Origin of the sequence: Pseudomonas fluorescens (assembly GCF_002837185.1) — a bacterium.
In the GTDB taxonomy this organism is placed as follows: domain Bacteria; phylum Pseudomonadota; class Gammaproteobacteria; order Pseudomonadales; family Pseudomonadaceae; genus Aquipseudomonas; species Aquipseudomonas fluorescens_AM.
In genome coordinates, this window is the sequence record NZ_KZ477986.1 from 101,342 (window position 1) to 127,808 (window position 26,467).

The window sequence follows — 26,467 nt, forward strand, 5'->3', positions numbered from 1 at the left end:
AATAACAGAGGAAGTGGTATATGGCGGATACGCGTCGTTGGGTGTGGCTTGGCGGGATTGTCCTGCTGTGCGTTTTTGTGTTCTTGCTGCATTCGATCCTGACGCCATTTCTGGTGGCGTTGTTGCTCGCCTATCTGTTCGATCCCGTGGTGGATCGCCTGGAGAAGGCCGGCCTGTCGCGAACCTGGGGTGTGATCGCGGTATTTGCCTTGTTTACCCTGATCGTCACCGCGCTGGTGCTGGTGCTGGTGCCGATGCTGGCCAAGCAGCTGTATCGACTTTACGAACTGGCGCCGCAGATGCTCGACTGGTTGCAGCACACGGCCATGCCGTGGGCCCAGGCCAAGCTGGGGCTGTCGGACGGGTTCTGGAAGTTCGACAAGGTCAAGGCGGCAATCAGTGAGCACATGGACAAGACCACCGATATCGTCAGTATGGTGCTCAGCCAGGCAACCGCTTCCAGCCTTGCGCTGATCGGCTGGCTGACCAACCTGGTGCTGATCCCGGTGGTGGCGTTCTATCTGCTGCGTGACTGGGACATCATGATGGCCAAGATCCGCAGCCTGCTGCCGCGCGACCGCGAGGAACGCATCGTGTCGCTGGCCGGCGAGTGTCATGAAGTACTCGGCGCGTTCGTACGTGGGCAACTGCTGGTGATGTTGGCGCTGGGTATCATCTACGCCGCCGGCTTGATGGCGATCGGCCTTGAGCTGGGCCTGTTGATCGGCCTGATCGCCGGCCTGGCCGCGATCGTGCCGTACATGGGGTTCGTCATCGGTATCGGTGCGGCGCTGGTGGCGGGGTTGTTCCAGTTTGGTGGCGACCTGTACCCGATGCTCGGGATCGTCGCGGTATTCATGGTCGGTCAGGCGCTGGAAGGCATGGTATTGACGCCGCTGCTGGTGGGCGATCGCATCGGCCTGCATCCCGTGGCGGTGATCTTTGCGATCCTCGCGGGCGGTGAGCTGTTCGGCTTTACCGGCATCCTGCTGGCGCTGCCGGTGGCGGCGGTGATCATGGTACTGGTGCGGCATGTTCACGATCTGTACAAGGATTCGGACGTGTACACGGGGGTTGAAGACCCCGATCTGTAATCGAGGTATCACAAACCCGGCTCATCGCCGGGTTTGTTGTTTACGGGGGTGGAGGCGTCAAACAATTCGCATAAAACCAACAGGTTAACGCAAACCTTTGATTTTGCTTATGGTCTGCTGCATTGTGCGCTCGGCGCCACGCGTATAAACTTTGCAAACTTTACACAGAGGCCACTAACGGTTCGATGGGAGCCGTTCAGTCAGCATGAAACCGATTCAGCTGCCCCTAGGTGTGCGTCTGCGTGACGACGCTACCTTTATCAATTACTACCCAGGCGCCAATGCCGCTGCACTCGGCTATGTCGAGCGCCTCTGCGAAGCCGACGCCGGGTGGACTGAAAGCCTGATCTATCTGTGGGGCAAACATGGGGTAGGGCGAACCCACTTGCTGCAGGCCGCGTGCCTGCGCTTCGAGCAGATGGGCGAGCCGGCGGTCTACCTGCCTTTGGCCGAGCTGATGGACCATGGGGTCGGGATCTTCGACAACCTCGAACAATATGAGCTGGTGTGCCTGGACGACTTGCAGGCCATTGCGGGCAAGGCAGACTGGGAAGAGGCGCTGTTTCATCTGTTCAACCGCCTGCGCGACAGCGGCCGGCGCCTGTTGATCGCCGCGTCCACCTCGCCACGTGAGTTGCCGGTGAAGCTGGCCGACCTCAAGTCGCGCCTGACGCTGGCGTTGATCTTCCAGATGCGCCCCTTGTCCGACGAGGACAAATTGCGCGCCCTGCAACTGCGCGCTTCGCGTCGCGGCTTGCACCTGACCGACGAGGTCGGGCACTTTATCCTCACCCGTGGCACACGCAGCATGAGTGCCCTGTTCGATCTGCTCGAACAGCTCGACCAGGCCTCGCTGCAGGCCCAGCGCAAGCTCACCATTCCGTTCCTCAAGGAAACCCTCGGCTGGTAGCCAAGCCGTGTGTTTCCAGGCTTTCGGCAAATTCCAGGCGCCAGAAAACCTGCGTTTGAGCCGGTTTGGCCACGCTAAAGACAGGTATCAGGGATCAAGGGCTTAGATGGCATAGTCCAAACAAGAAGTCACAAAGAACTCGATTGAATTTGCAAATCGATGTGATAGCGGGCATAGTCTCGCCTTCTTTACACATCAGCCACGGTCGTGCCCATGCTAAATCGCTTCGCACCCCTCGTGCCTCTCGCACTCGTTACCCTGTTGTTTGGTTGCGCCTCCCACCCTCAGCAGGTGGCAGAACAGCAAAAACCACAGGTTCAAAATCAGGCTAAATTCGTTGTTGCACAGTCTGCTTCTGTTTATGAAGAAGAGCTGGCAACCGAAAAAGAACTCGCCAACTTCTCCGGCAGCAAGCCTTACCAGCTTCCCGTTCTGGCCGACAGCATTCTCGAACGCGGCATGTCCCTGATCGGTACCCGTTACCGTTTCGGCGGCACTTCCGAAGCCGGTTTCGACTGCAGCGGTTTTATCGGCTACCTGTTTCGTGAAGAAGCCGGCATGAATCTGCCGCGCTCCACTCGCGAAATGATCAACGTGAATGCACCGTTGGTCGCTCGCAACAACCTCAAGCCCGGTGATCTGCTTTTCTTCAGTACAGCCGGTCGCGGTCGTGTCAGTCACGCCGGTATCTACCTGGGCGATAACCAGTTTATCCACTCCAGCAGCCGCCGTAGCGGTGGGGTGCGGGTCGATAACCTGGGCGACAGCTACTGGAGCAAAACCTTCATCGAAGCCAAGCGCGCACTTGCCATGGCCCCGTCTACGGTTACCGCCAGTAAGTAAAGTTAAAGTGATACTTGAAGTTTGACACGTAAGCGCTAGAATCCCTGGACATTGTTGTAATCCGTTCGCGCGAGCCCTGCTTGCGCGTTCTGGTTTTCAACGTTCGGCAGCGAAAGCCGCATCCAGTCCAGGATTGTTCTGCACATGTCGACCTCGGCCCGCCTCATTCTGCTTGTTTGCGCCGCGCTCCTCAGCGCCTGCGCGAACCGTCCACCGCCGCCCGCGCCCGTAGCGGTCAAGCCCAAGCCGGTGTTCAACTATTCCACCCAGAATTTTTCGCCTGCTGCCGAAGACGTGCTCTTCCGCGCGCTGGGGCTGGTGGGCACGCCCTATCGTTGGGGCGGCAACACGCCGGACTCGGGGTTTGATTGCAGCGGCCTGATCGGCTTCGTCTATCGCGATGCGGCCGGTATTTCCCTGCCGCGTACCACCCGCGAACTGATCGTGATGCGCGCCCAGGACGTCAGCGAGCAAAACCTGCAAACCGGTGACCTGCTGTTCTTTGCCACCGGTGGTGGCTCGCGGGTGAGCCACGCCGGAATCTACGTGGGCGAGGGCCGTTTTGTGCACGCGCCGCAGACCGGCGGTACGGTGAAGCTCGATACCTTGTCCAAGGCGTATTGGCAGAATGCCTACCTGAGCGCCAAGCGCGTGCTGCCGGCAAACCTGGCACGCAATCCCTGAGTCAGACACAGACCTGATTCAAATGTGGGAGGGGGCTTGCCCCCGATGAGGGAGGGTCAGTTGATAAAATTTCAGCTGACCCACCGCCATCGGGGGCAAGCCCCCTCCCACATTGGTTTTGTATCTGTCTCGGAAATATTTATTTGGCAGCAGACACCCGCCACACCTTATTGCCCACATCATCAGCGACCAGCAACGCACCTTGCTGATCGATCACCACGCCCACCGGCCGGCCCAGGGCGTTCTCGTCCTTATCCAGGAACCCGGTCAGCACATCCACCGGCTTGCCTTTAGGTTGCCCACCCTCGAACGGCACGAAGATCACCTTGTAGCCGCTGTGCGGCTTGCGATTCCACGAGCCATGTTGGCCGATGAACGCGCCGTTGCTGAACTGGGCAGGGAGTTTGTTGCCGGTGGCGAAGGTCAGCCCCAGCGACGCGGTATGCGGGCCCACCGCATAGTCCGGCGCGATGGCTTTGGCCACCAGTTGCGGGTTCTGCGGGGTGACGCGCACATCCACATGCTGCCCGTAATAGCTGAAAGGCCAGCCGTAGAAGGCGCCGTCCTTGACCGAAGTGATGTAGTCCGGCACCAAATCACTGCCGATCTCATCGCGCTCGTTCACCGCCGTCCATAGCTTGCCGCTCTGGGGTTCCCAGGCCATGCCGTTGGGATTGCGCAGGCCGGAGGCGAAAATACGATGCTGGCCCGTGGCGCGGTCGACCTCCCAGATCGCCGCCCGGCCTTCTTCGGCTTCCAGGCCGTTCTCGCCGACGTTGCTGTTGGAGCCGACGCTGACATACAGCTTGCTGCCATCCTGGCTGGCCACCACGTTTTTGGTCCAGTGATGGTTGAGGCTGCCGCCCGGTAGATCGACGACCTTGGTGCCGGCCGCCTTGATCGCGGTTTCGCCAGGCTGATAGGGGAAGCGCAGCAACTTGTCCGAGTCGGCCACGTACAGGTCGTTGCCGACCAGGGCCATGCCGAACGGCGAGTTGAGGTTTTCCAGGAACACCGTGCGCGTTTCGGCAACGCCGTCGTGGTCGGCGTCGCGCAGCAGGGTGATGCGGTTCGGGCTCGGCACACCAGCGCCGGCGCGGCCCATGACTTTTTCCATGGCCCAGCCGCGAATGCCTTTGGTGTCATCCGGCTTGGGCGGTGCGTTGGTCTCGGCCACCAGTATGTCGCCGTTGGGCAGCACATAGAGCCAGCGCGGATGCTCCAGGCCCTCGGCGAATGCGGCCACTTGCGTGCCGGCAGCGGCGGTTGGCCTGGCGCCGTCGGGCCAGCCGACAGCTGGTGCGATGTTCACGGTAGGGATCAGCGTCTTGTTTGGTTCCGGCAGCTTGGGCGAGGGCCCGGTGCCATCCGTCACCTGCAGGGTAGAGCTTTCTCCGCAGGCGGCGAGGGTGCCGGCCAGCATGATCAGTAAGGCAAGTCTGGTTTTATGCATGGTGTTCTCCTGAATACCTGTAAGGGTAGAGAAGCACATCACCTTGATGGTTCAAGTACAGGACCAGCTTTAATTGACGCTCCACCCCCAACCCACTAACCTTCGCGGCTTGTTTCAGGTGCTCCGTGGCGTACGCGTCGACAGAGTGAAACAGGGAAGCCGGTGAGTGAGCGCACTTGTACACAGTGCTGCCGCAATTCCGGCGCTGCCCCCGCAACGGTAAATGAGTCAAGACGGCGCTGTTGGCCACTGTATCGCAGGCGATATGGGAAGGCGCGCCGTCGGCCTGCACGGTCTTTTACACAGACCGAGTGCCACTCATGAGCCCGGAGACCGGCCTGAAACATTCAACAGCATCACGGTGGGCGATGCTTGGCTGTCTGTTTTGTTTTTTTCCTGCCCGCCGTTTTTTGTCCAGCCCCAACGGAGAGCTGCCATGACCGATACCCCCGACCGCGACGAACGCCACCTGGCGCGCATGCTGCGCAAAAAAGCCGTGATCGATGAACGCATCGCCAATTCGCCCAATGAGTGCGGTTTGCTGCTGGTGCTGACCGGCAACGGCAAGGGCAAGAGCAGCTCGGCCTTCGGCATGCTGGCCCGGGCCATGGGCCATGGCATGCAGTGCGGCGTGGTGCAGTTCATCAAGGGGCGCAACAGTACCGGCGAAGAGATGTTCTTCCGCCGTTTCCCCGAGCAAGTGCGCTTCCATGTGATGGGCGAGGGCTTTACCTGGGAAACCCAGGATCGCCAGCGCGATATCGCCGCCGCCGAAGCGGCCTGGGCGGTATCCAGGGCGATGCTGAATGACCCCTCCATCGGCCTGGTGGTGCTGGACGAGTTGAACATCGCCCTCAAGCACGGCTACCTTGACCTGGACCAGGTGCTCGGCGACCTGCAAGCCCGCCCGCCGATGCAGCACGTGGTGGTCACCGGCCGGGGTGCCAAGCCGGAACTGATCGAAATGGCCGATACCGTCACCGACATGGGCATGCTCAAGCACGCGTTCCAGGCCGGTATCAAGGCTCAGAAAGGCGTCGAACTTTGAATCAGCCCCGTCATTGCCCGGCCGTATTGATCGCCGCACCGGCGTCCGGCCAGGGCAAAACCACGGTCACCGCCGCGTTGGCGCGTTTGCACCGCAACCTGGGGCGCAAGGTCCGCGTATTCAAATGCGGGCCGGACTTCCTTGACCCGATGATTCACGAACGCGCCAGCGGCGCGCCGGTGTATCAATTGGACATGTGGATGGTCGGCGAGCAGGAAAGTCGTCGCTTGTTGTGGGAAGCGGCGGGTGAGGCCGACCTGATCCTGATCGAAGGCGTGATGGGGCTGTTCGACGGCACCCCTTCCAGCGCCGACCTGGCGCGGCATTTCGGGGTGCCGGTGCTGGGCGTGATCGACGGCACGGCCATGGCGCAGACCTTCGGCGCGCTCGCGTTAGGCCTGGCACGCTACCAGCCGGACCTGCCCTTCGCCGGGGTGCTCGCCAACCGCGTCGGCACGCTGCGCCATGCGCAGTTGCTGGAGGGCAGCCTGACCGAAGGCTTGCGTTGGTACGGCGCGCTGTCGCGCGAAACCGGCATCGAATTGCCCAGCCGTCACCTGGGCCTGGTGCAAGCCAGCGAACTGAATGACCTCGACGCGCGCCTGGACGCCGCCGCCCAAGCGCTGGGCAGCAGTTGCGAAGTGGCCGTGCCGCCGCCGGTAATGTTTGCCGCGCCCGAAGTCATCGAGGCCGAGCCCTTGCTCGCCGGGGTACGCATTGCGGTAGCCCGCGACGAAGCCTTCGCCTTTACCTACGGCGCCAGCCTCGACCTGCTGCGGGCCATGGGCGCGCAGCTCACGTTTTTCTCGCCCCTTCACGATCATGCGTTGCCTGACGCCGACAGCCTGTACCTGCCAGGTGGCTACCCGGAACTGCATCACCTGGCGCTGTCGCAAAATACTGCAATGCTTGAGGCGATCCGCGCCCATCATGCCGCCGGCAAGCCATTGCTCGCCGAGTGTGGCGGCATGCTGTATTTGCTCGACTCGCTGACCGATGTCGAGGGCAACCGCGCCGAACTGCTCGGTCTGCTGCAGGGCGATGCAGTGATGCAGAAGAAATTGGCCGCCCTGGCGCTGCAAAGCGTGGAGCTGCCCGAGGGCACGTTGCGCGGGCATACCTATCATCACTCCTTGACCAGCACAGCGTTGGAGCCGATCGCCCGCGGGCTTAGCCCCAATGGTGGGCGCGGGGCCGAGGCGGTCTATCGGCAGGGGCGGATGACAGCCTCCTATGTGCACTTTTACTTTCCGTCGAACCCGGCGGCGGTGGCCGCATTGTTTGCGCCAGGTCCCGACACCGCTATCGGGGGCAAGTCGAATCGTCGCACCGCCCCTCCCACAATTGACCGAGTTGAAACCCCATCCAATGTGGGAGGGGGCTTGCCCCCGATGAGGCCATGACTGACCACGCCTTCCCCGAAGCCGACCGCCAAGCCGTCTACCGCGCCATCGCCGAACGCCGCGACATGCGCCACTTCAGCGGTGGCACCGTCGCGCCTGAATTACTGCAGCGCCTGCTCCAGGCCGCCCACCAGGCGCCGAGCGTCGGCCTGATGCAGCCGTGGCGCTTTATCCGCATCAGTGACCGTCAATTGCGGGGCCGCATTCAACAACTGGTGGAAGCAGAACGCATCCGCACCGCCGAGGCCCTGGGCGAGCGCTCCGACGACTTCATGAAGCTCAAGGTCGAAGGCATCCACGACTGCGCCGAAGTGCTGGTGGCGGCACTGATGGACGATCGCGAGCGGCACATCTTCGGCCGACGCACCTTGCCGGAAATGGACATGGCGTCCTTGTCCTGCGCGATTCAGAACCTGTGGCTGGCCGCCCGCGTCGAGGGCTTGGGCATGGGCTGGGTCTCGCTGTTCGAACCCCAGGCACTGGCCGACCTGCTGGGTTTGCCGGCGGGCGCCAAACCCCTGGCGGTACTGTGCCTGGGACCGGTCGCGCAGTTCTATCCGGCACCGATGTTGCAACTTGAAGGCTGGACCGAACCTCGGCCATTGAGTGACATGCTGTATGAAAACCTGTGGGGAGTGAGTCAATGAGTGTGGCCTTGCTGTGTGTCGCCGCAGTGGCGCTGGATGCGCTGCTGGGCGAGCCCAGGCGCTGGCATCCGCTGGTGGCGTTCGGCAATTTTGCCGGGCGGATCGAGCAACGTTTCAACCCGGGGGGCCGGGGCTGGCGCAGCCATGGCGTGACCGCGTGGTTTATCGCGGTGGTGCCGCTGACCCTGCTGGCCACCGCATTATCCTGGGCGCCTTATATCGGTTGGGTGTTGGAAATCCTCGCGCTGTATTGCGCCCTGGGTATGCGCAGCCTGGGGGAGCATGTGATCCCGGTTGCCCAGGCCCTGCGCAGCGATGATCTGGACGAGGCGCGCAAACGCGTGAGCTATCTGGTCAGCCGCCAGACCAGCGAGTTGGATCGCACTGAAGTTGCCCGCGCCGCCACCGAGTCGGTGCTCGAAAACGGCAGCGACGCCGTGTTCGCCGCACTGTTCTGGTTTGTGGTGGCCGGCGTGCCGGGCGTGGTGCTCTATCGCCTGAGCAACACCCTCGACGCCATGTGGGGCTATCGCAATGAACGCTTCGAGCGCTTTGGCTGGGCGGCGGCGAAGATCGACGATGGGCTCAACTATATTCCTGCACGTCTGGTGGCATTAACCTACGCGTTGCTGGGCAAGACGCGGCTGGCGCTCACATGCTGGCGCACCCAGGGGCCGACCTGGGACAGCCCCAATGCCGGCCCGGTGATGGCCGCTGGCGCTGGCGCGTTGGGCGTCGAACTGGGGGGCGCGGCGATTTATCACGGCGAGGTGCACCAGCGCCCGCCGTTGGGCGAAGGCCCGCCGGCCGACGCTGACGCCATCGACCGCGGCTGGCAACTGGTGCAGCGCGGCGTATGGTTATGGCTGCTGATCCTGTGCGCGGGGGCGCAATTTTATGCTTGAACACGGTGGTCGGCTGCGTAAGGCCGCGATCGAGTACGGGATCGCCGAAGCGGATTGGCTCGATTTGTCCAGTGGCCTGGCGCCCTGGCCGTGGCCGATTCCCGAGATTCCGTTGCGCGCCTGGGCGCGGTTACCCGAAGTCGATGACGGCCTGGAGAAAGCGGCCAGCGACTACTACGGCGCCGCTCAAGTGTTGCCGGTGCCAGGCTCCCAGGCCGCGATCCAGTTACTGCCGCGCCTGCGCCGTTCGGGCAAGGTCGGGGTGCTGTCGCCGTGTTATGCCGAGCACGCCGAGGCCTGGCGGCGGGCCGGTTATGTCGTACGCGAAGTGCAGGAGCAGGAAGTCGACTTCTTTCTCGACGGCCTCGACGTGCTGGTGGTGGTCAACCCCAACAACCCCACCGGCTTGAGCCTGGCCCCGGAGCGCCTGCTCGACTGGCATACGCGGCTGGCCCAGCGCGGCGGCTGGCTGGTGGTGGACGAGGCCTTCATGGACGTTACCCCGCACTTGAGCCTGGCCGGCCACACCCATCAGGTCGGCTTGATCGTGTTGCGCTCGTTCGGCAAGTTCTTCGGCCTGGCCGGGGTGCGCCTGGGTTTTGTGCTGGCCGAGCGCAAGTTGCTCAGGTTGCTGGCCGAGCAGGTCGGGCCCTGGGCGGTCAGCGGGCCGACACGGGTGATTGGTCAGCACTGCCTGCGCGACAGCGCCGGGCACACCCGCCAGCGCACCCGTTGCATCGAGGCCGGCCAGCGCTTGTTCGACCTGCTGGAGCGCCAGGGCTTTGAACCCCAGGGAGGCTGCGCCCTGTTCCAGTGGCTGATCACCCCGCATGCCGAACGCTTGCACGAATTCATGGCCCAGCGCGGCATCCTGCTGCGCCTGTTCGTGCACAACAGCAGCGTGCGTTTCGGCCTGCCCGACAGCGAGGCCGATTGGCAGCGCCTCGAGACGGCCCTGGCCGCCTATAAGGAAGCGACATGACTACGCTGATGGTGCAGGGCACCACCTCCGACGCCGGCAAAAGCACGCTGGTGACCGCGCTGTGTCGCTGGCTGGTGCGCCAGGGGGTCGCGGTCGCACCGTTCAAGCCACAGAACATGGCGCTCAATAGTGCGGTGACCGCCGAAGGCGGCGAGATCGGCCGCGCCCAGGCGGTACAGGCGCAGGCCGCCCACCTGGCGCCCCACACCGACATGAACCCGGTGTTGCTCAAGCCCAACAGCGACACCGGCTCCCAAGTGATCATCCATGGCCGCGCCGTGACCAGCATGAATGCCGTCGCCTACCACGACTACAAGGCCATCGCGATGCAGGCGGTGCTCGCCTCCCATGCGCGGTTGAGCCAGGCCTATGCGGTGGTCATGGTCGAAGGCGCGGGCTCGCCGGCCGAAATCAACCTGCGCGCCAATGACATCGCCAATATGGGCTTCGCCGAGGCCGTGGACTGCCCGGTGCTGTTGATCGCCGACATCAATCGCGGCGGGGTGTTCGCCCATCTGGTCGGCACCCTGGAATTGTTGTCTGCCAGCGAACAGGCACGGGTCCAGGGGTTCATCATCAACCGTTTTCGCGGTGATATTGCGCTGCTGCAACCGGGGCTCGATTGGCTGGAGGCGCGCACCGGCAAGCCGGTGGTGGGCGTGCTGCCCTATGTGATGGACCTGCACCTGGAGGCCGAAGACGGCATCGATCGGCGCCAGATCGACAAGGCCGCCCAGGTGCTCAAGGTGGTAGTGCCGGTGCTGCCGCGCATCAGCAACCACACGGATTTTGACCCGCTGCGCCTGCATCCCCAGGTGGACCTGCAATTCGTCGGGCCGGGCCAGTCGATCCCGGCTGCCGACCTGGTGATCCTGCCGGGGTCGAAAAGCGTGCGCAGTGATCTGGCGTATTTGCGTGCCAATGGCTGGGATACGGCCGTGGCGCGGCATTTGCGTTATGGCGGCAAGGTGCTGGGCATTTGTGGCGGGTTGCAGATGCTCGGCGAGCAGGTGCATGACCCGTTGGGTCTGGAAGGTGCTGCCGGCTCCAGCGATGGTCTGGGTTTGCTGGCGTTCAGTACCACGCTTGCGCAGGAGAAGCAGCTGCGCAATGTGCGCGGGCGCTTGTTGCTGGAGGATGTCGAGGTCAGTGGGTATGAGATCCATGCCGGTGTGACGAGCGGCGAGGCGCTGGCGAATGCCGCCGTGCTGCTCGATGATGGGCGCAGTGAGGGGGCGCAGAGTGCCGATGGGCAGATTCTCGGGACGTATCTGCATGGGTTGTTCGAAACGCCGGCCGCGTGCAGTGCGTTGCTGCGCTGGGCGGGGTTGCAGGACGTGCAGGAGGTGGATTATCACGCCCTGCGTGAGCGGGATATCGAGCGGTTGGCGGATTTGGTGGAGAACCATCTGGATACGGACTTGTTGCGCAAACTGTGCGGGCTTTGACGGTGTGTACGCGGACAACATGTGGGAGGGGGCTTGCTCTCGATGGCGGCCTCTGGGCCGACCAGGATGTTGGATTGGACGGAGTACATATCCGTTTCTGCGGTAACGGCTGCTTAGGGTTCCGCCCTTACGGCGGCTCACTTTTGAAAAGCGCAAAAGTAAGCAAAACGCTCTTGCCCCACCACTCGGCACCTCGCCTAGGCTCGGTGTGCCCTCTCTCCGGCTTGAATCCGTGGGCCGCCGCAATGGGCCATCCCTGGCCCAGTGCGGCTAACCCGGCGTCCTGCCGGGTTACCCACGGATTCAAGCCTGCGTTCGGCCAGCGTGGTTTAACGGGGCGCTCAAGATCAAAAGCCAGATCAAGATCAAGATCAAGAGCGACTCGCTGCGCATCGTGGTTAGTGTTGGGCGCTACTGAGTTGTGTAGGCAGCCGCGGACTAAATGTGGGAGGGGGCTTGCCCCCGATAGCGGTGGGTCAGTTATCGATGTATTCACTGTTACTCCCTCATCGGGGGCAAGTCGAATCGTCGCACGGCCCCTCCCACATTGTTCGGCGGCGGCCTCAACCGGTCGGCGGGACTTGGAAGGTATGTGCTCATGCATCAATTGATCCTTGGCGGCGCTCGTTCGGGCAAGAGTCGCCTGGCTGAAAAGCTCGCCGGCGACAGCGGTCTGTCCGTGATTTATATCGCTACCAGCCAACCGCTGGACGGTGAGATGAACCAGCGCGTTGCCCTGCACCGTGAGCGTCGGCCCGACCACTGGGGCCTGATTGAAGAACCCGTCGAACTGGCGCATGTGTTGCGCGAAAACGCCGCTGCCGATCATTGCCTGTTGGTCGACTGCCTGACCTTGTGGCTGACCAACCTGTTGATGCTCGAGGATGCCGAGCGCCTGGCATTCGAGCGCGATCAACTGCTGCACAGCCTGGCGTCGCTGCCGGGTGAAATCATTTTTGTCAGCAACGAGACCGGACTGGGTGTCGTGCCGCTGGGCGAATTGACTCGCCGTTATGTGGATGAAGCCGGTTGGCTGCATCAAGCCTTGGCCGAGCGGTGTCAGCGTGTGGTGCTGACGGTGGCCGGCCTGCCCCTGACTTTGAAAGGTACTGCGTTATGACCGATTCCTGGTGGCTCAACCCCTGCAAGGCCAACGATGCTTCTGCGCAGGAACAGGCGCGGGACCGTCAGCAGCAGTTGACCAAACCCGCCGGCTCCCTCGGCCAGTTGGAAGCGCTGGCGGTGCAATTGGCCGGTTTGCAGGGCCGGGTCAAGCCGTCGGTGGATCAACTGTGGATCGCGATTTTTGCCGGCGACCATGGGGTGGTCGCGGAAGGCGTGTCGGCGTTTCCCCAGGAGGTGACCGGGCAGATGCTGCATAACTTTGTCACCGGTGGCGCGGCCATCAGCGTCTTGGCTCGGCAACTGGACGCACAGTTGGAGGTGGTCGACCTCGGCACGGTGACGCCATCCCTGGCGTTGCCCGGCGTGCGTCACCTGAATATCGGCGCGGGCACGGCCAACTTCGTCAACGGCCCGGCGATGACCCAGGCTCAGGGCAATCAGGCCCTGCAGGCCGGGCGAGACAGCGCACACCGCGCCCTGGAAAACGGCGCACAGCTGTTTATCGGTGGCGAGATGGGCATCGGTAACACCACCGCCGCCAGTGCGTTGGCCTGTGTGCTGCTCGATTGCCCGGTGAGTGACCTGACCGGGCCAGGCACGGGGTTGAATGCCCAGGGTGTCAGTCACAAGGTGGCGGTCATCGAGCGCGGCCTGGAACGGCACGCGGCCCAGCGCGACGACGCGTTGCAGACGCTGTTCAACCTCGGGGGCTTTGAAATCGCCGCGCTGGTCGGTGCCTACCTGGCCTGTGCCCAGGCGGGCATCGTGGTGCTGGTGGACGGGTTCATCTGCAGCGTCGCCGCACTGGTTGCCACGCGCCTGAACCCGGCATGCCGCGAATGGCTGGTGTTCGGCCATCGTGGCGCCGAGCCGGGGCATCGTCACGTGCTGCACAGCCTTGACGCGCAGCCTCTGCTCGACCTGGGCCTGCGCCTGGGCGAAGGCAGCGGTGCGGCGTTGGCGGTGCCGCTGTTGCGCCTGGCCTGTGCGCTGCACGGGCAGATGGCGACCTTCGCCGAAGCGGCCGTGGCGGACCGCCCCGCATGACCTTGCACCTGGATTTGCTGCGCCACGGTGAAACCGAACTGGGCGGCGGCCTGCGCGGCAGCCTGGATGACGCCCTGACGGCCAAGGGTTGGGAACAGATGCGCGCCGCTGTCGCAGGGCGGGGGCCGTGGGACCGACTGATCAGTTCGCCGTTGCAACGCTGCGCGCGCTTTGCCCAGGAACTGGGCGAGCGTCTCGACCTTCCGGTCAGCCTGGAAAAAGACCTGCAGGAGCTGCACTTCGGCGCCTGGGAAGGACAGAGCGCGGCGGCGTTGATGCAGACCGATGCCGAGGCCTTGGGCCTGTTCTGGGCGGACCCGTACAGTTTCACTCCGCCGGAAGGCGAACCGGTGGGCGCGTTTTCCGAGCGGGTGCTCGGCGCTGTCTCACGTCTGCGCCAGGCCTATGCCGGTGAGCGTGTGCTGTTGATCAGCCACGGTGGTGTGATGCGCCTGCTGTTGGCGCGCGCGCGCGGCTTGCCCCGTGAACAATTGCTGAATGTCGAAGTCGGCCACGGCGGGCTGTTCAACTTGCAAGTCGCGACCGATGGCACGTTGAAGGAAGGGGGCTGAGCATGCTGCCATTCTGGATTGCCCTGCAGTTCCTGAGCAGCCTGCCGATTCGCCTGCCAGGCATGCCGCAACCGCAGGAGCTGGGGCGTTCGTTGCTGTTTTATCCGCTGGTGGGCGTGCTGTTCGGCTTGCTCCTGTGGGGCCTGAACGCTTTGTTGACGGGCGCGCCCCTGTTGCTGCACGCCGCGCTGCTGTTGAGCGCCTGGGTGCTGCTCAGTGGTGGCCTGCACCTGGACGGCCTGGCCGACAGTGCCGACGCTTGGCTGGGTGGCTTCGGCGACCGTGAACGCACCCTCGCCATCATGAAAGACCCACGCAGCGGGCCCATTGCCGTGGTCACCCTGGGCCTGGTGCTGCTGCTCAAGTTCACCGCGCTGGTGGCGCTGATCGAGCAGCACAATGGCGCTGCGCTGATTCTTGCGCCGTTGATCGGCCGGGCGTCGATGCTGGCGCTGTTTCTCACCACGCGTTACGTGCGCGCGGGCGGATTAGGTCAGGCGCTGTCGGATCATTTGCCCAGGGTTGTCGGCCAGCAAGTGCTGATCCTCAGCGGACTGGCCTGCATCCTGATCGGCGGCTTCGGCGGTGGGCTGGCGGTGTTGTTCGCCGCAGCTTGTTTTATCGGGTTGCGCCAGGTGATGATCAAGCGCCTCGGTGGCACCACCGGCGATACTGCGGGCGCACTGCTGGAACTGCTGGAAACGGTGGTGCTGATTGGACTGGCGTTGTAACACTTTCTTGCATTTCCACAACTCCGGGTATATACACGCTCCATGCTTGCCTCCCAATGTTTATGCACCAACCTGCGACGTGCCGCCCGTGGCGTCAGCAGGCATTACGACGGCGCCCTCGACGGCTTCGGGATCAACGTTGCGCAGTATTCCTTGCTGTGCAACCTGCAACGTCTCGATCAGCCGAGCATTTCCAGCCTGGCCGAAGCCATGGGCCTGGACCGCAGCACCCTGGGGCGCAATCTGCGCGTACTCGAAGGGGAGGGCCTGGTGCGGTTGGTCGAAGGTGACGACCTGCGCAATCGCCTGGTGGTATTGACCGAGGCGGGCCAGCAGCGTTTGGCGGCGGCCCTGCCGGCATGGGAAGCGGCGCAACAGACATTGATCGATCAGCTTGGCGCGCAAAAGCGCGAAACCCTGTTGGCCTTGCTGGATGAACTTGCCTGAGCGGCGGTTTGTTCGGCTACAAGCGGGTATATACCCGCGAACGGAGAATAAGAAATGACCTCGATGTGGCGCACCAGTGGCTGGGTTCTTTTGGGGAGTGCGCTGATCCTGGCGTTGTCCCTGGGCGTGCGGCACGGCTTTGGGCTGTTCCTGGCGCCGATGAGCAGCGAATTCGGCTGGGGCCGTGAGACGTTCGCTTTTGCCATTGCCTTGCAGAACCTGATCTGGGGACTGGCACAGCCGTTCACCGGGGCGCTGGCCGACCGCTTCGGCGCGACCAGGGCGGTGTTCGTCGGCGGCGTGTTGTACGCCGTGGGCCTGGTGCTGATGGGCATGTCGGACTCGGCGTGGTCATTGTCGCTGAGTGCCGGGTTGCTGATTGGCATCGGTCTGTCCGGCACGTCGTTTTCAGTGATTCTCGGCGTGGTCGGCCGCGCCGTAGCACCGGAGAAACGCAGCATGGCCATGGGGATCGCCAGCGCCGCCGGCTCTTTTGGCCAATTCGCCATGGTGCCTGGCACCCTCGGCTTGATTGGTTGGCTGGGCTGGTCGGCGGCGCTGCTGGCGCTGGGCTTGATGGTGGCGTTGATCCTGCCGCTGGTGGCCATGCTCAAGGATAAACCGCTGCCGGTGACGGTCGGTCAACAAACCCTGCGCGAAGCGTTGAAGGAGGCCTGTTCCCATAGCGGGTTCTGGTTGCTGGCCTTCGGCTTTTTCGTCTGCGGATTCCAAGTGGTATTTATCGGTGTGCATCTGCCGGCGTACCTGGTGGACCAGCATCTGCCGGCCACAGTGGGCACCACGGTGCTGGCCTTGATCGGCTTGTTCAATGTGTTCGGCACCTACACCGCCGGCTGGCTGGGTGGGCGCATGTCCAAGCCGCGCTTGCTCACCGGCTTGTACCTGCTGCGGGCAGTGGTGATCGTGCTGTTCCTGTGGGCGCCGGTCACCGAGGTCACGGCTTACGTGTTTGGCATGGCGATGGGGTTCCTCTGGTTGTCCACCGTACCGCTGACCAACGGCACCGTCGCCACCTTGTTCGGCGTGCGAAACCTTTCGATGCTGGGTGGGATTGTGTTCCTGTTCCACCAGCTCGGCTCGTTCCTCGGTGGCTGGTTGGGCGGGGTGGTCTATGATCGAACCGGTAGCTATGACCTGATCTGGCAAGTGGCAATTCTGCTCAGCCTGCTCGCGGCGGCCTTGAACTGGCCGGTGCGTGAACGGCCGGTGGCGCGTGTGCAGGCGCAAATGGAGGCGGCATGAGTGCAGCGCTGCGGTGCGTGATCCTGGCGGCGACGCTGGTGTTGCTGCTGCTGGCCTGGTGGGGCTGGCAGCAAGGCGGCCTGGCATTGATGCAGTTGGGCATGGCGATCTGTTAAGTTCTCTGTCTGAACCGAATCGAGGACCTTTGATATGTTGATGCGCTGGCTCGCTCTACCCGTCCTGATGGCTGCTGGCAGCGTGGCCCTGGCCGCCGGATGCCCGCCGTTGCTGGAAGGCCAATTGCCCAAGTTGCGGGCCAAGGAATCCATTGACCTGTGCCAGCGCTTTGCAGGCAAGCCTCTGGTGATCGTCAATACGGCGAGCTTCTGCGGCTTCGCTCCTCAATTCAAAGGCCTCGAAGCTTTGTATCAGCGCTATAAGGGTGAAGGTCTGGAGGTGATTGGCGTGCCTTCGGACGACTTCAAGCAGGAGGCCAAGACCGGCGAGGAGACTGCCAAGGTCTGCTACGTCAATTATGGCGTGACCTTCACCATGACCGAACCGCAGAAGGTCAAGGGGCCGGATGCGGTGCACCTGTTCAAGAGCCTGGCGCAGCAGACCGACACGCCGCCGAAGTGGAATTTCTACAAGTATGTGGTGGATCGCCAGGGCAAGGTGATTGCCAATTTTTCCAGCCTGACCAAGCCTGACAGCCCCGAGCTGATCAAGGCGGTGGAGCAGGCGATAGCTTCCAAGCCCTGATACATGATCGTCCATTAAAAAGCCCCGCCTCCTTTTCAGGAGAGCGGGGCTTTTTTAGAACGCGATGAATCAGAAGCGGTAGGTCATGCCCAGGCCGAAACCGTTGGCGCTGTTCTCATACTTGGCGTTGTAGCTGGCCAGTTGATTGGAGCGTGCAACCTTGACGTCCTCTTCCTTCAGGTAGGAGTAAGCCACGTCGACGGTCATGTTCGGCATGACCTCGTAGCCCAGGCCCAGACTGAAGATGGTGCGGTCGCCGGTAGGAATGCGCGGCGAGCGATCCGTGTTGTTGGTCGGCGACTGGTCGAATGTCAGGCCGGTACGCAGCACCACTTGCTTGGTCAACTGATACGAAGTACCCAAGGCGTACGCCCAGGTGTCGTGCCAGTTCTGGTCTTCCTTGATGGTGCTGACCAGGCCGGGGGCCAGCGCGCCACCCGCTGCGGCTGCCACGCCTTCGTTCTTGACGGTGATGTCTTTCAGGCGGCTCCAGCGGGTCCAGGTTGCACCGGCGTAGAGCTTCCAGGCGTCGGTCAGGTCCTGGGTTACCGACAGGTCGTAGGACTCAGGCGTGTCGATCTTCAGCGAAGCGTCGTAGCGATTGCTGCGCAGGAACGGCGAAGTCGCGGTCGGCGCGGTGACTTCGGTGTGGCCGTCCAGCTTGTAGCTGACCTTGGAGTGATAGGTCAGGCCGACGCGGGTGGTATCGGTGGCTTGTACCAGCACGCCGATATTGAAGCCCAGCGCGGTGTCGTCACCCTTGATCTTGATGTTGGTGTCCGGCGCGCGAGGGTTCAGCGTGAGGTCCGATTCCAGGGTGCCAGCAATGCGGTTGATGGTCGGGCCAAAACCCACGGAAACGCGATCATTGAAGGCGTAACTGACCGTCGGTTGCAAGGTCATGACTTTCACTTCGCTTTTGCTGCCGAAGCCACGGCCCTGGAAGCCGCTTTCGTAGTCAGTTATCAGGCCGAACGGAGCATAGACGCCGAAACCCACAGACCACTGATCGTTGAGTTTATTGGTGTAGAAACCGAAAGGGACGGCGGTGAACGGCACCATATCGCCCTTGTTGCTGCCACTGGAGCGACCGCTGGTATCGCTCAGATCGGTGGACGCATCGATGGCTGCGACACCGCCGGTGATCTGCTGGCCGTTCAGGCGAGCCATACCGGCAGGGTTGCCATAGACAGTGCTTGCGTCATCGGCAGAAGATGAGCGACCCGCAAAACCGGTGCCCATTCCGCTGACGCTCTGTTCGTTCAGGGCGAAGCCGCTGGCGAACAGTTGGGAAGAGGCCATGGCAACGGCGAGGCTAAGTGTGGTCTTGAGCATTACTTTTTTCATTATTAGAACTCCGTGTGATCACCGCTGCGGAAAGTATCAATAAATTTCACATCGCGCTATAGGCTGTAATGCAGGAGATAGAGCGGTTTTGTAGGACAATCCGACCAGATTTGCGGTTTTTTGGCGAATCTTGCAAATTGCCCGGTCAGCAGGCCACCTGTTTCATGGGGGAGACACAGGTTTGCCAGGCCTGGGAGAAATCTCGCAGGCGACCCTGAGGGTGAAATATTTCTTTCCAGATACGCGCCATGCCCAGTACATCGCCCGGCGCGGGCAGGGCGGGACGCTGTTGTTCGACCAGCAGCCACGCGATCGCCGTGGCGTAACGCAGGTTCACCGTCAATTCCAGTTGTGGCGCACTGAGAAAAGCATGTTGGCTGGCCAACCCGCGCACCAGGCTCGCACGCTCGGGATCGAGCGCCAGGTAGGTATCCCAGAGGGCGCGGTGGCGGGGTTCGGTGATGCTGTAGAGGCCATGGCCGCGACGATCATGCAAGGCCGAGCCCAGCTCCGACTGGCTGGCGGCAATGCCCAGCAGCAGGGCTTCGGCGGTCGGATTATGGCACCCGAGGTACTTCAGGGTCGGCCTGATCACATAACGACACAATTCGCTGGCGGCAATACCCATAAGAGCCTCATCGCGAGAAAATGAATGACGGGCCCGAGAAGGAGGGCTTGGCAGCGGTGAATCGGATCTCAGGCCCGTCGCAAGCGGATCATGCCGCTTGAGTTGAAGTGTAGTGTCATATTCATCTTGTAAAGGACTGTTTTTAAAACATCTTTGTTATCCGGTTATAACGTTTATATCTATTTGTGATTAGTAAAAAGTCTTCGGCTAAATTTCAGGCAATAAAAAACCCTGCTTTTCAGACAGGGTTTTTGTGTTTCAGCGACTCGGGTCGATCAGGCAGTCAATGCCTGACGGGTACGCTCGATCACGGCCTGCAGCGGTTCTGCGCTGGAGTATTGATCGGGGTACAGGCGTTCGCTGTGACGCGCGATGCCGTGTTCGTTGACCAGGGTGAAGCTGAAGCAGCCTTTGCGAGCGGCCATGATCAGGCAGTTCATTGGGGCAAAAGCGTTGGTGAGGGTGCGGATGGCATCCTGAGTATGGATTTGAGCGTTCATATTATGGGTGTTCCTACAAATGACACAGATAAGAACCGTGCCGTATTAAAACGTTCCAGTGACGTTGATCACCATTGATCAAACGAAGAACCCGACTGGAACAAAGCAGCCAGTTTGAAGCGCTATTGAATTAGGCGCGCTTGGGCTGGCAGGTAGGTACTTAGGAGGGCAGGCAACACAACAGGGGCAAAGGTTCTGGGCCCGGGGTGAAGATCCTGATCAATTTGCAGGTTGGTTCGGTCAGAGTATGGAGACTTCGCGACACCCTTTGCTTGTTCAAAGGCTGTGTCGTCGCAAGTGATACCTGGAAACCATCGAGGTGGTCGATCCCATGTGGTTCAGGGGATATGTTCGACCAGAATTGACTTTCAGCTTGGTACTAACGCTGCGGATAGTAACGGATCGAAACAAGGAAGGGAAGGGGGCCCGTAAAAAATCCCGATCAGCCCCCCAGCAGCCCGCGATAGACCAGCACGGTGATCGACGCGGCCAACGTACAACCAAGCCCGTAGGCGGCGAGTGTCAGCCTTACGGACTTGCCGGTCTCGATGACTCGCACGACATCACGCATGTCGTCGATCCCGCATTCTCCCAGTTCGATGCACAGACTTGACGCGGTCAGAGCGGCTGATACCAGGATAGCGATGGCAAACAGCGCGCCGTCCGGGGACGGTAACAGCGCGTTGATGCCCAGGGCCGTCGCGCAAATGGCCAGCAGCAACGCGGCGAATAACAGAATTCCTTTCATCGGCCCTGCACGGTTGCGTTGTCGGGTGGGGAGTGTGGCGAGCCGCGACAGCTTTGAAAAGTCCCCAGGCTTGCCGGCAGTAACATTTTCCCAGTCTGTCGGATCCAAAAAGCTGGCGATATAACCATTGGCTGGTGAGTTGTGCACATTAGTCGCAGCCTGTGTAACCTCATGGGCAGCAGCCCCGGAGCCCGCTCATTTGCCTGCAATCAAAATTTAAGTCAATGAAAAATCTGGCTTTTTTTTATTGGTGAAAAAATCGTCAGTTTGACTGCAGCCCCCGCTCCATGGGCCTTTGCGCGGGTTAAAGCGGGGTTGTCCACTGAGTTATCCACAGCTTCTGTGGATTGTCCCAAGCGCTTGCTCTAGAACGGGCGTGCAGCGTTTTTTCAGCTTTACCTGTACGAAAAAAAGAGTAGAGTGGCGCGCCTTCCGTTCTGTCCCACAGTGCTTTATGAAGTTTCGCTCAGTATCACCTTCTGTTACCGACACTCCTCAAACTGTTACCGCGCCCAAGCGCTTCTCTTTGAAAGTTGCCTTGTGGCTGCTCGACAGCCCGCGCCTGGGGCAGAGTACCAACATCAAGCACTTGGCTGGCCGCCTGCTCAAGCAGCCTGCCCGCGAAGGCGTGGTGGCCGCGCAGAGCCGCCTGGGCCAGCTGATGTGCCGTGAATGCGGAAATGCCCGCGACCGGCGTATCGGCCAGGACCTGCTGCGTTCGGCGGCCCGTGCCGGTGATCGCCGCGCCCAGCGCGAATTGGGCCAGGTCGAAGACTGAGCTGTCCTCCCGTGCCTTGCTTGGTTAACCTTGCTGTTTTTGGGTGAAGGCAGAAATGACTATGGTGTTCGACTGGACCAGTGTCGCCCTTGGCCTTGCAGGCGCAGCGCTGCCTTTATTGGCGTGGTGCTGGCAGATTCAACGGCGGCTGACCGCGCGCACCACCGGCTGGGAATTGCTGGAAGAGCGCCTGGCCACCGCGCAACTGGCCCAGGAAGGGCTTGCTGCGCAGTTGGACGCCAGCCGTGACGAGATCAGCGATCTGAGCCAGGCCAACGCCGCCAAGCAGGCCGACCTGGCTGCGGTACGCCGCGAAGTCGAGCTGTTGCAGATCGACCGCGATAACGCCCGCGACGCGGCCCACGCCTGGAATATTGACCGCAGCGCCAAGGAAACCGAACTGCGCCGCCTCGACGCCTTGGCTGCAGCCCTGCGCGCCGAGCTGCGGGAACAGCAGGACAGCCATCAACAACGTCTCGCCGACCTGCAAGGTTCCCGGGATGAACTGCGCGCGCAGTTTGCCGAACTCGCCGGGAAGATTTTCGACGAGCGCGAACAACGCTTTGCCGAAACCAGCCAGGAGCGTCTCGGGCAGTTACTGGACCCGCTCAAGGAGCGCATCCAGTCCTTCGAGAAGCGCGTTGAAGAAAGCTACCAGAACGAGGCCCGCGAACGCTTTTCCCTGGCCAAGGAGCTTGAGCGCCTGCAGCAACTGAATCTGCGCCTGTCGGACGAAGCCACCAACCTGACCCGCGCCCTTAAAGGTCAGAAAACCCAGGGTAACTGGGGCGAGCTGATCCTCGAGCGGGTGCTGGAACATGCGGGCCTGGAAAAAGGTCGCGAGTATCAGACGCAGGTCAGCCTCAAGGGCCCGGATGGCGAACGCTTCCAGCCGGACGTGCTGATCATGTTGCCGGGCGACAAGCAGGTGGTGGTGGACTCCAAGGTCAGCCTGACCGCCTACCAGCAGTACGTGGCGGCGGACGACGAGGTGATTGGCCAGGCGGCGTTGAAGCAGCATGTGCTGTCCTTGCGCAATCACGTCAAGGGCTTGGCCGGCAAGGATTACAAGCGCCTGGAAGGCCTGCACAGCCTGGATTTCGTGCTGTTGTTCGTGCCGATCGAAGCGGCGTTTTCCGCAGCGCTGCAAGCGGAGCCGAACCTGTTCCAGGAAGCCTTTGATCGCCATATCGTGATTGTCAGCCCTACCACCTTGCTGGCCACCCTGCGGGTGATCGACAGCCTGTGGAAGCAGGAGCGTCAGAGCCAGAACGCGCGGGAAATCGCCGAGCGCGCGGGTTGGCTGTATGACAAGTTCGTGCTGTTTATCCAGGATCTGGACGAAGTGGGTAATCGCCTGCAACAGTTGGATAAGGCTTACAGCGCAGCGCGCAACAAGCTGACGGACGGACGCGGGAATCTGGTCAGCCGTACCGAGCAGTTGAGACTGCTCGGCGCCCGAGCCAGCAAGAGCCTGCCGGCGGATTTGCTCGAGCGCGCGATGACGGATGCTGACGGTGTAGCGCATCTTCCTGAGTAAAACACAGGCCAAATGTGGGAGGGGGCTTGCCCCCGATTGCGGAGTGTCAGTCGCCAGATCTATTGGTTGATGCACCGCTATCGGGGGCAAGCCCCCTCCCACATTGTACGGAGTACACTTGAATTAAAGGGGCAAATGCCGACTTAACAGCGCCCGCAACGCCGCCGGTTTCACCGGCTTGGCCAGGTAATCCAGCCCCGCCGCATGCACTTTGGCCACCATCTCCGCGCGGCCATCGGCACTGATCACCACGCCGGGAATCGGCTCGGCCAATTGGGCGCGCAGCCAGCCCATCAATTCAGTACCGGTCTCGCCGTGGTCCAGGTGGTAATCCACCAACGCGAGTTGCGGGCGCATGCCTTCAGCCAGCAGGACCGCGCATTGCGCCTGGTCAGTGGCGGTCCACACCTCGCAACCCCAGCGCGTCAGCAAACTGCGCATGCCGATCAGGATGCTTTCTTCGTTATCCACGCACAGTATTTGCGCGCCGCTGAGTGGCAGGCCATTTTCCTGCGCGGCCTTGACCGGTGCAGCGGTCTGGTTACGCGCCAGCGGCACACGCACACTGAACACGCTGCCCTTGCCCGGCCACGAGCTTACGCTCAGGCGATGGCCCAGCACGCGGCACAGGCCGTCGGCAATCGCCAGGCCCAGGCCCAGGCCCTTTTCGGCGCGGGTCTGGTGACTGTCCAGGCGCTTGAACTCTTCGAAAATCACTTTCTGTTTATCCAGCGGGATGCCAGGGCCACGGTCCCAGACCTCCAGGCACAACTGGCCCTGGCGGCGACGTACGCCCAGCAGCACCGGCCCATCGGCATAACGAAAGGCGTTGGTGAGGAAATTCTGCAGGATCCGCCGCAGCAACTTGATGTCGCTGTCCACCCGCAGGCGACTGCCGCGCAAACGGAAGCGCAAGCCCTGGTCATGGGCCAAGGCCTTGAATTCGGCGCCCAGGGTGTCGAATAACTCGTTGAGGACAAACGGCTGGCGTTGTGGATTGATCTTGCCGTTTTCCAGGCGCGAGATATCCAGCAAGTCGCTGATCAAATCCTCGGCCGAGCGCAACGAACTGTCCAAATGCTGCACCAGTTGCCGGGCCTCGCTGGAAAGGCCTTCATGCTGATGGGACAGGGCGGCGGAGAACAGGCGTGCGGCGTTCAACGGTTGCATCAAGTCATGGCTGACGGCCGCCAGGAAACGGGTCTTCGACTGGCTGGCGGATTCGGCCACGCCCTTGGCCTCGGTCAACGCGAGGTTGAGCTGCGACAGTTCATGGGTGCGTTCGGTCACCCGTTGTTCCAGACCTTCGTTGGCCTCGGTCAGCGCCTGTTCGGCTTCGCGGAACGCGGTGATGTCGGTGAAACTCATGACAAAACCGCCGCCGGGCATCGGGTTGCCGATCAGTTCGATCACCCGTCCGTTGGGAAACAGCCGCTCTGACGTGTGCGCACGGCCCTGGCGCATCCAGTGCAGGCGTCGCGCCACGTGCACTTGCGCCTCGCCAGGGCCGCACAGGCCGCGCTCGGCGTTGTAGCGGATGATGTCGGCAATTGGCCGGCCGACGCTGATCAAGCCGTCGGGATAGTTGAACAGCTCCAGGTAGCGCCGGTTCCAGGCAACCAGCTTGAGCGACTGATCCACCACGCTGATGCCCTGGGTGATGTTTTCGATCGCACCCTGCAGCAGGGCGCGGTTGAACTGCAGCACCTCGGACGCTTCGTCGGCGATCCGTACCACGTCCTCCAGTTGCATGTCCCGCCCTTCAATGGCGGCTTTGACCACGGCGCGCGTGGAGGAGGCACCGAGTACGCCCGCCAGCAAGCGCTCGGTGTGGGCGATCCAGTCGTTGTCGGCATTCTGGTTGGGGTTGAAGCCTTTGCCCTGGCGATAGGCAAAACGGATAAAGCTCTGCTGGGCCCGTTCTTCACCGACAAAGCGCGCCGACAGGCTGAGCAGATCGCTGATCTGTACCGACAACATGGAGCGGGCGCTGGCGCGCTGGCTGATTTCCTGGCCGATAAAGCGGCCGGCCTGCCAATGCTCGGAGACTCGAGTGCGCGACAGCATCGATACCCATACGAACAGCGTGAAATTACCGGCCAGGGAGAACACGGTGCCCAAGGTCAGTGAGGTCACGGAAAAGCCGAACGGGTGCGAGTGCATCCAGGTCAGGCCGGGGAAAAGGCTCAGCGACCAGCCCAGGCTTTTCGCGGTAACCGGCAGGACCAGGGTGTAGAACCACAGGAACGTCCCCGCCGCCAAGCCTGCAAAGACCCCGCGCCGGTTGGCCTGTTTCCAGTACAGCGCACCGAGCATCGCCGGTGCCAGCTGGGTCACGGCGGCAAATGCGATCTGGCCGATGGTGGCCAGGCTCGCGGTGGAACCCAGCAGTCGGTAGCTCACATAGGCCAGCAGCAGGATGATCACGATGCTGACCCGGCGCACCGACAGCATCCAGTGGCGGAACACTTCGAAGGGGCGTTCGGCGCTGGAGCGGCGCAACAGCCAGGGCAGCAGCATGTCGTTGGAGACCATGGTCGACAAGGCAATGCTGGCCACGATCACCATGCCGGTGGCCGCCGAGGCGCCGCCGATGAACGCCAGTACGGCGAGGGCCGGGTGGGCTTCGGCCATCGGCAGGCTGATCACGTAGGAATCCGGCAGCACCGAACCGGGCAACAGCATCTTGCCGCCGAGGGCGATGGGGATCACGAACAGCGCGGCAAGGATCAAATAAGCCGGGAACACCCACTTGGCCAGGCGCAAGTCCTGCGGGTCGATATTCTCCACCACCGTCACATGAAATTGCCGGGGCAGGCAGATGATCGCCATCATCGCGACGCCGGTCTGCACCACCATCGACGGCCAGTTGATGGTCTCCTTCCAGTATTCCTCCAGGCGCGGTGCGAGCATCGCCTGGCTGAACAGATCGCCGAAACCGTCGTAGAGCCCGTAGGTTACAAACACGCCGACCGCCAGAAACGCGAACAGCTTGACCAGCGCTTCAAAGGCAATCGCCAGCACCATGCCCCGGTGGTGTTCGGTAGCGTCGAGGTTGCGCGTGCCGAACACGATGGTGAACAGCGCCAGCACCAGCGACACCACCAATGCGGTGTCCTGGGCTCGCGTGCCCGTGGTGTCGGGCCCGGAGCCGATCAACAGGTTCACGCCGAGCACGATGCCTTTGAGCTGCAGGGCGATATAAGGCAATACGCCGACCAGGCAGATCAACGCGACCACCACTGCCAGGGACTGGGATTTGCCGTAGCGTGCGGCGATAAAGTCGGCGATGGACGTGATGTTTTCCTGCTTGCTGATCAGAATCATCTTCTGCAGCACCCAGGGCGCCAGCACCAGCAACAGCACCGGCCCCAGGTAGATCGGCAGGAATGCCCAAAGCTGTTCGGCCGCCTGGCCCACGGCGCCGAAGAACGTCCAGCTGGTGCAATACACCGCCAGCGACAAGCTATACACCCACGCACGCACACGCGGCGGCAACGGCGCGTGGCGGCGGTCACCGTAAAAGGCGATGGCGAACATAATGGCCATATAGGCCAGGGCAACGGCGGCGATCAGCCCGCTGGACAGCGTCATGGTAACTCCGAGCATAGGAACACCCGGG

25 protein-coding genes and 1 riboswitch are annotated in these 26,467 nt (G+C 62.2%); of the genes, 19 read left to right on the forward strand and 6 right to left on the reverse strand.

Translation table 11 applies throughout. From position 1 onward, the window contains the following. Positions 1-20 precede the first annotated feature (20 nt). The 4 genes from CIB54_RS02545 (at position 21) to CIB54_RS02560 (ending at position 3,531) form a co-directional block, all read left to right on the forward strand. Positions 21-1,094 (forward strand): AI-2E family transporter, encoded by a 1,074-nt coding sequence (locus CIB54_RS02545; protein ID WP_065949721.1) that lies wholly within the window; start codon positions 21-23, stop codon positions 1,092-1,094. Between the two features lie 205 nt (positions 1,095-1,299). Further along, positions 1,300-2,004, forward strand: a complete 705-nt coding sequence (hda, locus tag CIB54_RS02550) for a DnaA regulatory inactivator Hda (RefSeq protein WP_065884498.1) — start codon at positions 1,300-1,302, stop codon at positions 2,002-2,004. A gap of 213 nt (positions 2,005-2,217) precedes the next feature. Beyond that, entirely contained in the window at positions 2,218-2,847 is a 630-nt protein-coding gene (locus CIB54_RS02555) for a C40 family peptidase (protein ID WP_101218462.1), read from the forward strand. 144 nt (positions 2,848-2,991) lie between these two features. After that, positions 2,992-3,531 carry a C40 family peptidase gene (locus CIB54_RS02560; protein ID WP_065892596.1) on the forward strand — a complete coding sequence of 180 codons (540 nt, stop codon included), beginning with the start codon at positions 2,992-2,994 and terminating at the stop codon, positions 3,529-3,531. A 139-nt stretch (positions 3,532-3,670) separates the two neighbouring features. On the opposite strand, the gene CIB54_RS02565 is transcribed toward CIB54_RS02560, so the two are convergent. After that, the gene (locus CIB54_RS02565; RefSeq protein WP_101218464.1) at positions 3,671-4,984 is read right to left on the reverse strand and encodes a PQQ-dependent sugar dehydrogenase; all 1,314 of its coding nucleotides are present in this window, start codon (positions 4,982-4,984) and stop codon (positions 3,671-3,673) included. A 99-nt stretch (positions 4,985-5,083) separates the two neighbouring features. After that, positions 5,084-5,341, forward strand: a riboswitch (cobalamin riboswitch). 79 nt (positions 5,342-5,420) lie between these two features. Here CIB54_RS02565 and cobO point away from each other — a divergent pair. From cobO to CIB54_RS02635, 13 genes are all read left to right on the forward strand, one after another. After that, the gene (cobO, locus tag CIB54_RS02570) at positions 5,421-6,032 is read left to right on the forward strand and encodes a cob(I)yrinic acid a,c-diamide adenosyltransferase (RefSeq protein ID WP_065949718.1); all 612 of its coding nucleotides are present in this window, start codon (positions 5,421-5,423) and stop codon (positions 6,030-6,032) included. After that, the gene (locus CIB54_RS02575) at positions 6,029-7,435 is read left to right on the forward strand and encodes a cobyrinic acid a,c-diamide synthase CobB (RefSeq protein WP_101218466.1); all 1,407 of its coding nucleotides are present in this window, start codon (positions 6,029-6,031) and stop codon (positions 7,433-7,435) included. Before cobO ends, CIB54_RS02575 begins: the two co-directional genes overlap by 4 nt. After that, positions 7,432-8,082 carry a 5,6-dimethylbenzimidazole synthase gene (bluB, locus tag CIB54_RS02580; protein ID WP_065949716.1) on the forward strand — a complete coding sequence of 217 codons (651 nt, stop codon included), beginning with the start codon at positions 7,432-7,434 and terminating at the stop codon, positions 8,080-8,082. The genes CIB54_RS02575 and bluB overlap by 4 nt, the downstream gene beginning before the upstream one ends. Then, entirely contained in the window at positions 8,079-8,987 is a 909-nt protein-coding gene (gene cbiB, locus CIB54_RS02585) for an adenosylcobinamide-phosphate synthase CbiB (RefSeq protein ID WP_065949715.1), read from the forward strand. Before bluB ends, cbiB begins: the two co-directional genes overlap by 4 nt. Further along, positions 8,980-9,969: a threonine-phosphate decarboxylase CobD gene (cobD, locus tag CIB54_RS02590; protein ID WP_065949714.1), complete on the forward strand. Its 990-nt coding sequence runs from the start codon at positions 8,980-8,982 to the stop codon at positions 9,967-9,969. Before cbiB ends, cobD begins: the two co-directional genes overlap by 8 nt. Further along, positions 9,966-11,417, forward strand: a complete 1,452-nt coding sequence (locus CIB54_RS02595) for a cobyric acid synthase (protein ID WP_065949713.1) — start codon at positions 9,966-9,968, stop codon at positions 11,415-11,417. The genes cobD and CIB54_RS02595 overlap by 4 nt, the downstream gene beginning before the upstream one ends. Positions 11,418-12,015: 598 nt before the next feature. Then, the gene (gene cobU / locus CIB54_RS02605) at positions 12,016-12,537 is read left to right on the forward strand and encodes a bifunctional adenosylcobinamide kinase/adenosylcobinamide-phosphate guanylyltransferase (RefSeq protein ID WP_065949712.1); all 522 of its coding nucleotides are present in this window, start codon (positions 12,016-12,018) and stop codon (positions 12,535-12,537) included. Beyond that, positions 12,534-13,589 (forward strand): nicotinate-nucleotide--dimethylbenzimidazole phosphoribosyltransferase, encoded by a 1,056-nt coding sequence (gene cobT, locus CIB54_RS02610; RefSeq protein ID WP_101218468.1) that lies wholly within the window; start codon positions 12,534-12,536, stop codon positions 13,587-13,589. Before cobU ends, cobT begins: the two co-directional genes overlap by 4 nt. Continuing rightward, positions 13,586-14,161, forward strand: a complete 576-nt coding sequence (gene cobC / locus CIB54_RS02615; RefSeq protein WP_065949710.1) for an alpha-ribazole phosphatase family protein — start codon at positions 13,586-13,588, stop codon at positions 14,159-14,161. Before cobT ends, cobC begins: the two co-directional genes overlap by 4 nt. 2 nt (positions 14,162-14,163) lie before the next feature. Further along, the gene (locus CIB54_RS02620; RefSeq protein WP_101218470.1) at positions 14,164-14,892 is read left to right on the forward strand and encodes an adenosylcobinamide-GDP ribazoletransferase; all 729 of its coding nucleotides are present in this window, start codon (positions 14,164-14,166) and stop codon (positions 14,890-14,892) included. Between the two features lie 42 nt (positions 14,893-14,934). Further along, positions 14,935-15,339, forward strand: a complete 405-nt coding sequence (locus CIB54_RS02625; protein ID WP_065949708.1) for a MarR family winged helix-turn-helix transcriptional regulator — start codon at positions 14,935-14,937, stop codon at positions 15,337-15,339. 54 nt (positions 15,340-15,393) lie between these two features. Beyond that, positions 15,394-16,602 (forward strand): MFS transporter, encoded by a 1,209-nt coding sequence (locus CIB54_RS02630; protein ID WP_101218472.1) that lies wholly within the window; start codon positions 15,394-15,396, stop codon positions 16,600-16,602. 150 nt (positions 16,603-16,752) lie between these two features. Next, complete coding sequence (locus tag CIB54_RS02635; protein WP_065949706.1) at positions 16,753-17,304, forward strand: glutathione peroxidase; 552 nt, start codon at positions 16,753-16,755, stop codon at positions 17,302-17,304. Positions 17,305-17,373: 69 nt separating this feature from the next. Here the strand turns inward: CIB54_RS02635 and CIB54_RS02640 are convergent, their stop codons facing one another. The 4 genes from CIB54_RS02640 to CIB54_RS02660 form a co-directional block, all read right to left on the reverse strand. Beyond that, positions 17,374-18,651 (reverse strand): OmpP1/FadL family transporter, encoded by a 1,278-nt coding sequence (locus tag CIB54_RS02640; protein WP_101218474.1) that lies wholly within the window; start codon positions 18,649-18,651, stop codon positions 17,374-17,376. A 145-nt stretch (positions 18,652-18,796) separates the two neighbouring features. Next, positions 18,797-19,279 carry a hypothetical protein gene (locus tag CIB54_RS02645; protein WP_101218476.1) on the reverse strand — a complete coding sequence of 161 codons (483 nt, stop codon included), beginning with the start codon at positions 19,277-19,279 and terminating at the stop codon, positions 18,797-18,799. 275 nt (positions 19,280-19,554) lie between these two features. After that, complete coding sequence (locus CIB54_RS02650) at positions 19,555-19,779, reverse strand: hypothetical protein (RefSeq protein WP_005790139.1); 225 nt, start codon at positions 19,777-19,779, stop codon at positions 19,555-19,557. Positions 19,780-20,221: 442 nt separating this feature from the next. Then, positions 20,222-20,527, reverse strand: a complete 306-nt coding sequence (locus tag CIB54_RS02660) for a hypothetical protein (RefSeq protein WP_101218478.1) — start codon at positions 20,525-20,527, stop codon at positions 20,222-20,224. Between the two features lie 454 nt (positions 20,528-20,981). Here CIB54_RS02660 and CIB54_RS02665 point away from each other — a divergent pair, with 454 nt between their 5' ends. Then, complete coding sequence (locus tag CIB54_RS02665; protein WP_065884517.1) at positions 20,982-21,305, forward strand: SEL1-like repeat protein; 324 nt, start codon at positions 20,982-20,984, stop codon at positions 21,303-21,305. Positions 21,306-21,480: 175 nt separating this feature from the next. Then, a complete protein-coding gene (rmuC, locus tag CIB54_RS02670; RefSeq protein ID WP_178084430.1) occupies positions 21,481-22,845 on the forward strand; it encodes a DNA recombination protein RmuC in 1,365 nt (454 codons plus the stop codon). Between the two features lie 123 nt (positions 22,846-22,968). Here the strand turns inward: rmuC and CIB54_RS02675 are convergent, their stop codons facing one another. Then, positions 22,969-26,439 carry a hybrid sensor histidine kinase/response regulator gene (locus CIB54_RS02675; protein WP_065949702.1) on the reverse strand — a complete coding sequence of 1,157 codons (3,471 nt, stop codon included), beginning with the start codon at positions 26,437-26,439 and terminating at the stop codon, positions 22,969-22,971. Between the last annotated feature and the right edge of the window lie 28 nt (positions 26,440-26,467).

Bases quoted from the DNA above. Each gene is read 5' to 3' on its own strand.
- CIB54_RS02545 (WP_065949721.1), top strand. From the start codon at position 21: ATGGCGGATACGCGTCGTTGGGTGTGGCTTGGCGGGATTGTCCTGCTG.
- hda (WP_065884498.1), top strand. From the start codon at position 1,300: ATGAAACCGATTCAGCTGCCCCTAGGTGTGCGTCTGCGTGACGACGCT.
- CIB54_RS02555 (WP_101218462.1), top strand. From the start codon at position 2,218: ATGCTAAATCGCTTCGCACCCCTCGTGCCTCTCGCACTCGTTACCCTG.
- CIB54_RS02560 (WP_065892596.1), top strand. From the start codon at position 2,992: ATGTCGACCTCGGCCCGCCTCATTCTGCTTGTTTGCGCCGCGCTCCTC.
- CIB54_RS02565 (WP_101218464.1), bottom strand. From the start codon at position 4,984: ATGCATAAAACCAGACTTGCCTTACTGATCATGCTGGCCGGCACCCTC.
- cobO (WP_065949718.1), top strand. From the start codon at position 5,421: ATGACCGATACCCCCGACCGCGACGAACGCCACCTGGCGCGCATGCTG.
- bluB (WP_065949716.1), top strand. From the start codon at position 7,432: ATGACTGACCACGCCTTCCCCGAAGCCGACCGCCAAGCCGTCTACCGC.
- cbiB (WP_065949715.1), top strand. From the start codon at position 8,079: ATGAGTGTGGCCTTGCTGTGTGTCGCCGCAGTGGCGCTGGATGCGCTG.
- cobD (WP_065949714.1), top strand. From the start codon at position 8,980: ATGCTTGAACACGGTGGTCGGCTGCGTAAGGCCGCGATCGAGTACGGG.
- CIB54_RS02595 (WP_065949713.1), top strand. From the start codon at position 9,966: ATGACTACGCTGATGGTGCAGGGCACCACCTCCGACGCCGGCAAAAGC.
- cobU (WP_065949712.1), top strand. From the start codon at position 12,016: ATGCATCAATTGATCCTTGGCGGCGCTCGTTCGGGCAAGAGTCGCCTG.
- cobT (WP_101218468.1), top strand. From the start codon at position 12,534: ATGACCGATTCCTGGTGGCTCAACCCCTGCAAGGCCAACGATGCTTCT.
- cobC (WP_065949710.1), top strand. From the start codon at position 13,586: ATGACCTTGCACCTGGATTTGCTGCGCCACGGTGAAACCGAACTGGGC.
- CIB54_RS02620 (WP_101218470.1), top strand. From the start codon at position 14,164: ATGCTGCCATTCTGGATTGCCCTGCAGTTCCTGAGCAGCCTGCCGATT.
- CIB54_RS02625 (WP_065949708.1), top strand. From the start codon at position 14,935: ATGCTTGCCTCCCAATGTTTATGCACCAACCTGCGACGTGCCGCCCGT.
- CIB54_RS02630 (WP_101218472.1), top strand. From the start codon at position 15,394: ATGACCTCGATGTGGCGCACCAGTGGCTGGGTTCTTTTGGGGAGTGCG.
- CIB54_RS02635 (WP_065949706.1), top strand. From the start codon at position 16,753: ATGTTGATGCGCTGGCTCGCTCTACCCGTCCTGATGGCTGCTGGCAGC.
- CIB54_RS02640 (WP_101218474.1), bottom strand. From the start codon at position 18,651: ATGAAAAAAGTAATGCTCAAGACCACACTTAGCCTCGCCGTTGCCATG.
- CIB54_RS02645 (WP_101218476.1), bottom strand. From the start codon at position 19,279: ATGGGTATTGCCGCCAGCGAATTGTGTCGTTATGTGATCAGGCCGACC.
- CIB54_RS02650 (WP_005790139.1), bottom strand. From the start codon at position 19,779: ATGAACGCTCAAATCCATACTCAGGATGCCATCCGCACCCTCACCAAC.
- CIB54_RS02660 (WP_101218478.1), bottom strand. From the start codon at position 20,527: ATGAAAGGAATTCTGTTATTCGCCGCGTTGCTGCTGGCCATTTGCGCG.
- CIB54_RS02665 (WP_065884517.1), top strand. From the start codon at position 20,982: ATGAAGTTTCGCTCAGTATCACCTTCTGTTACCGACACTCCTCAAACT.
- CIB54_RS02675 (WP_065949702.1), bottom strand. From the start codon at position 26,439: ATGACGCTGTCCAGCGGGCTGATCGCCGCCGTTGCCCTGGCCTATATG.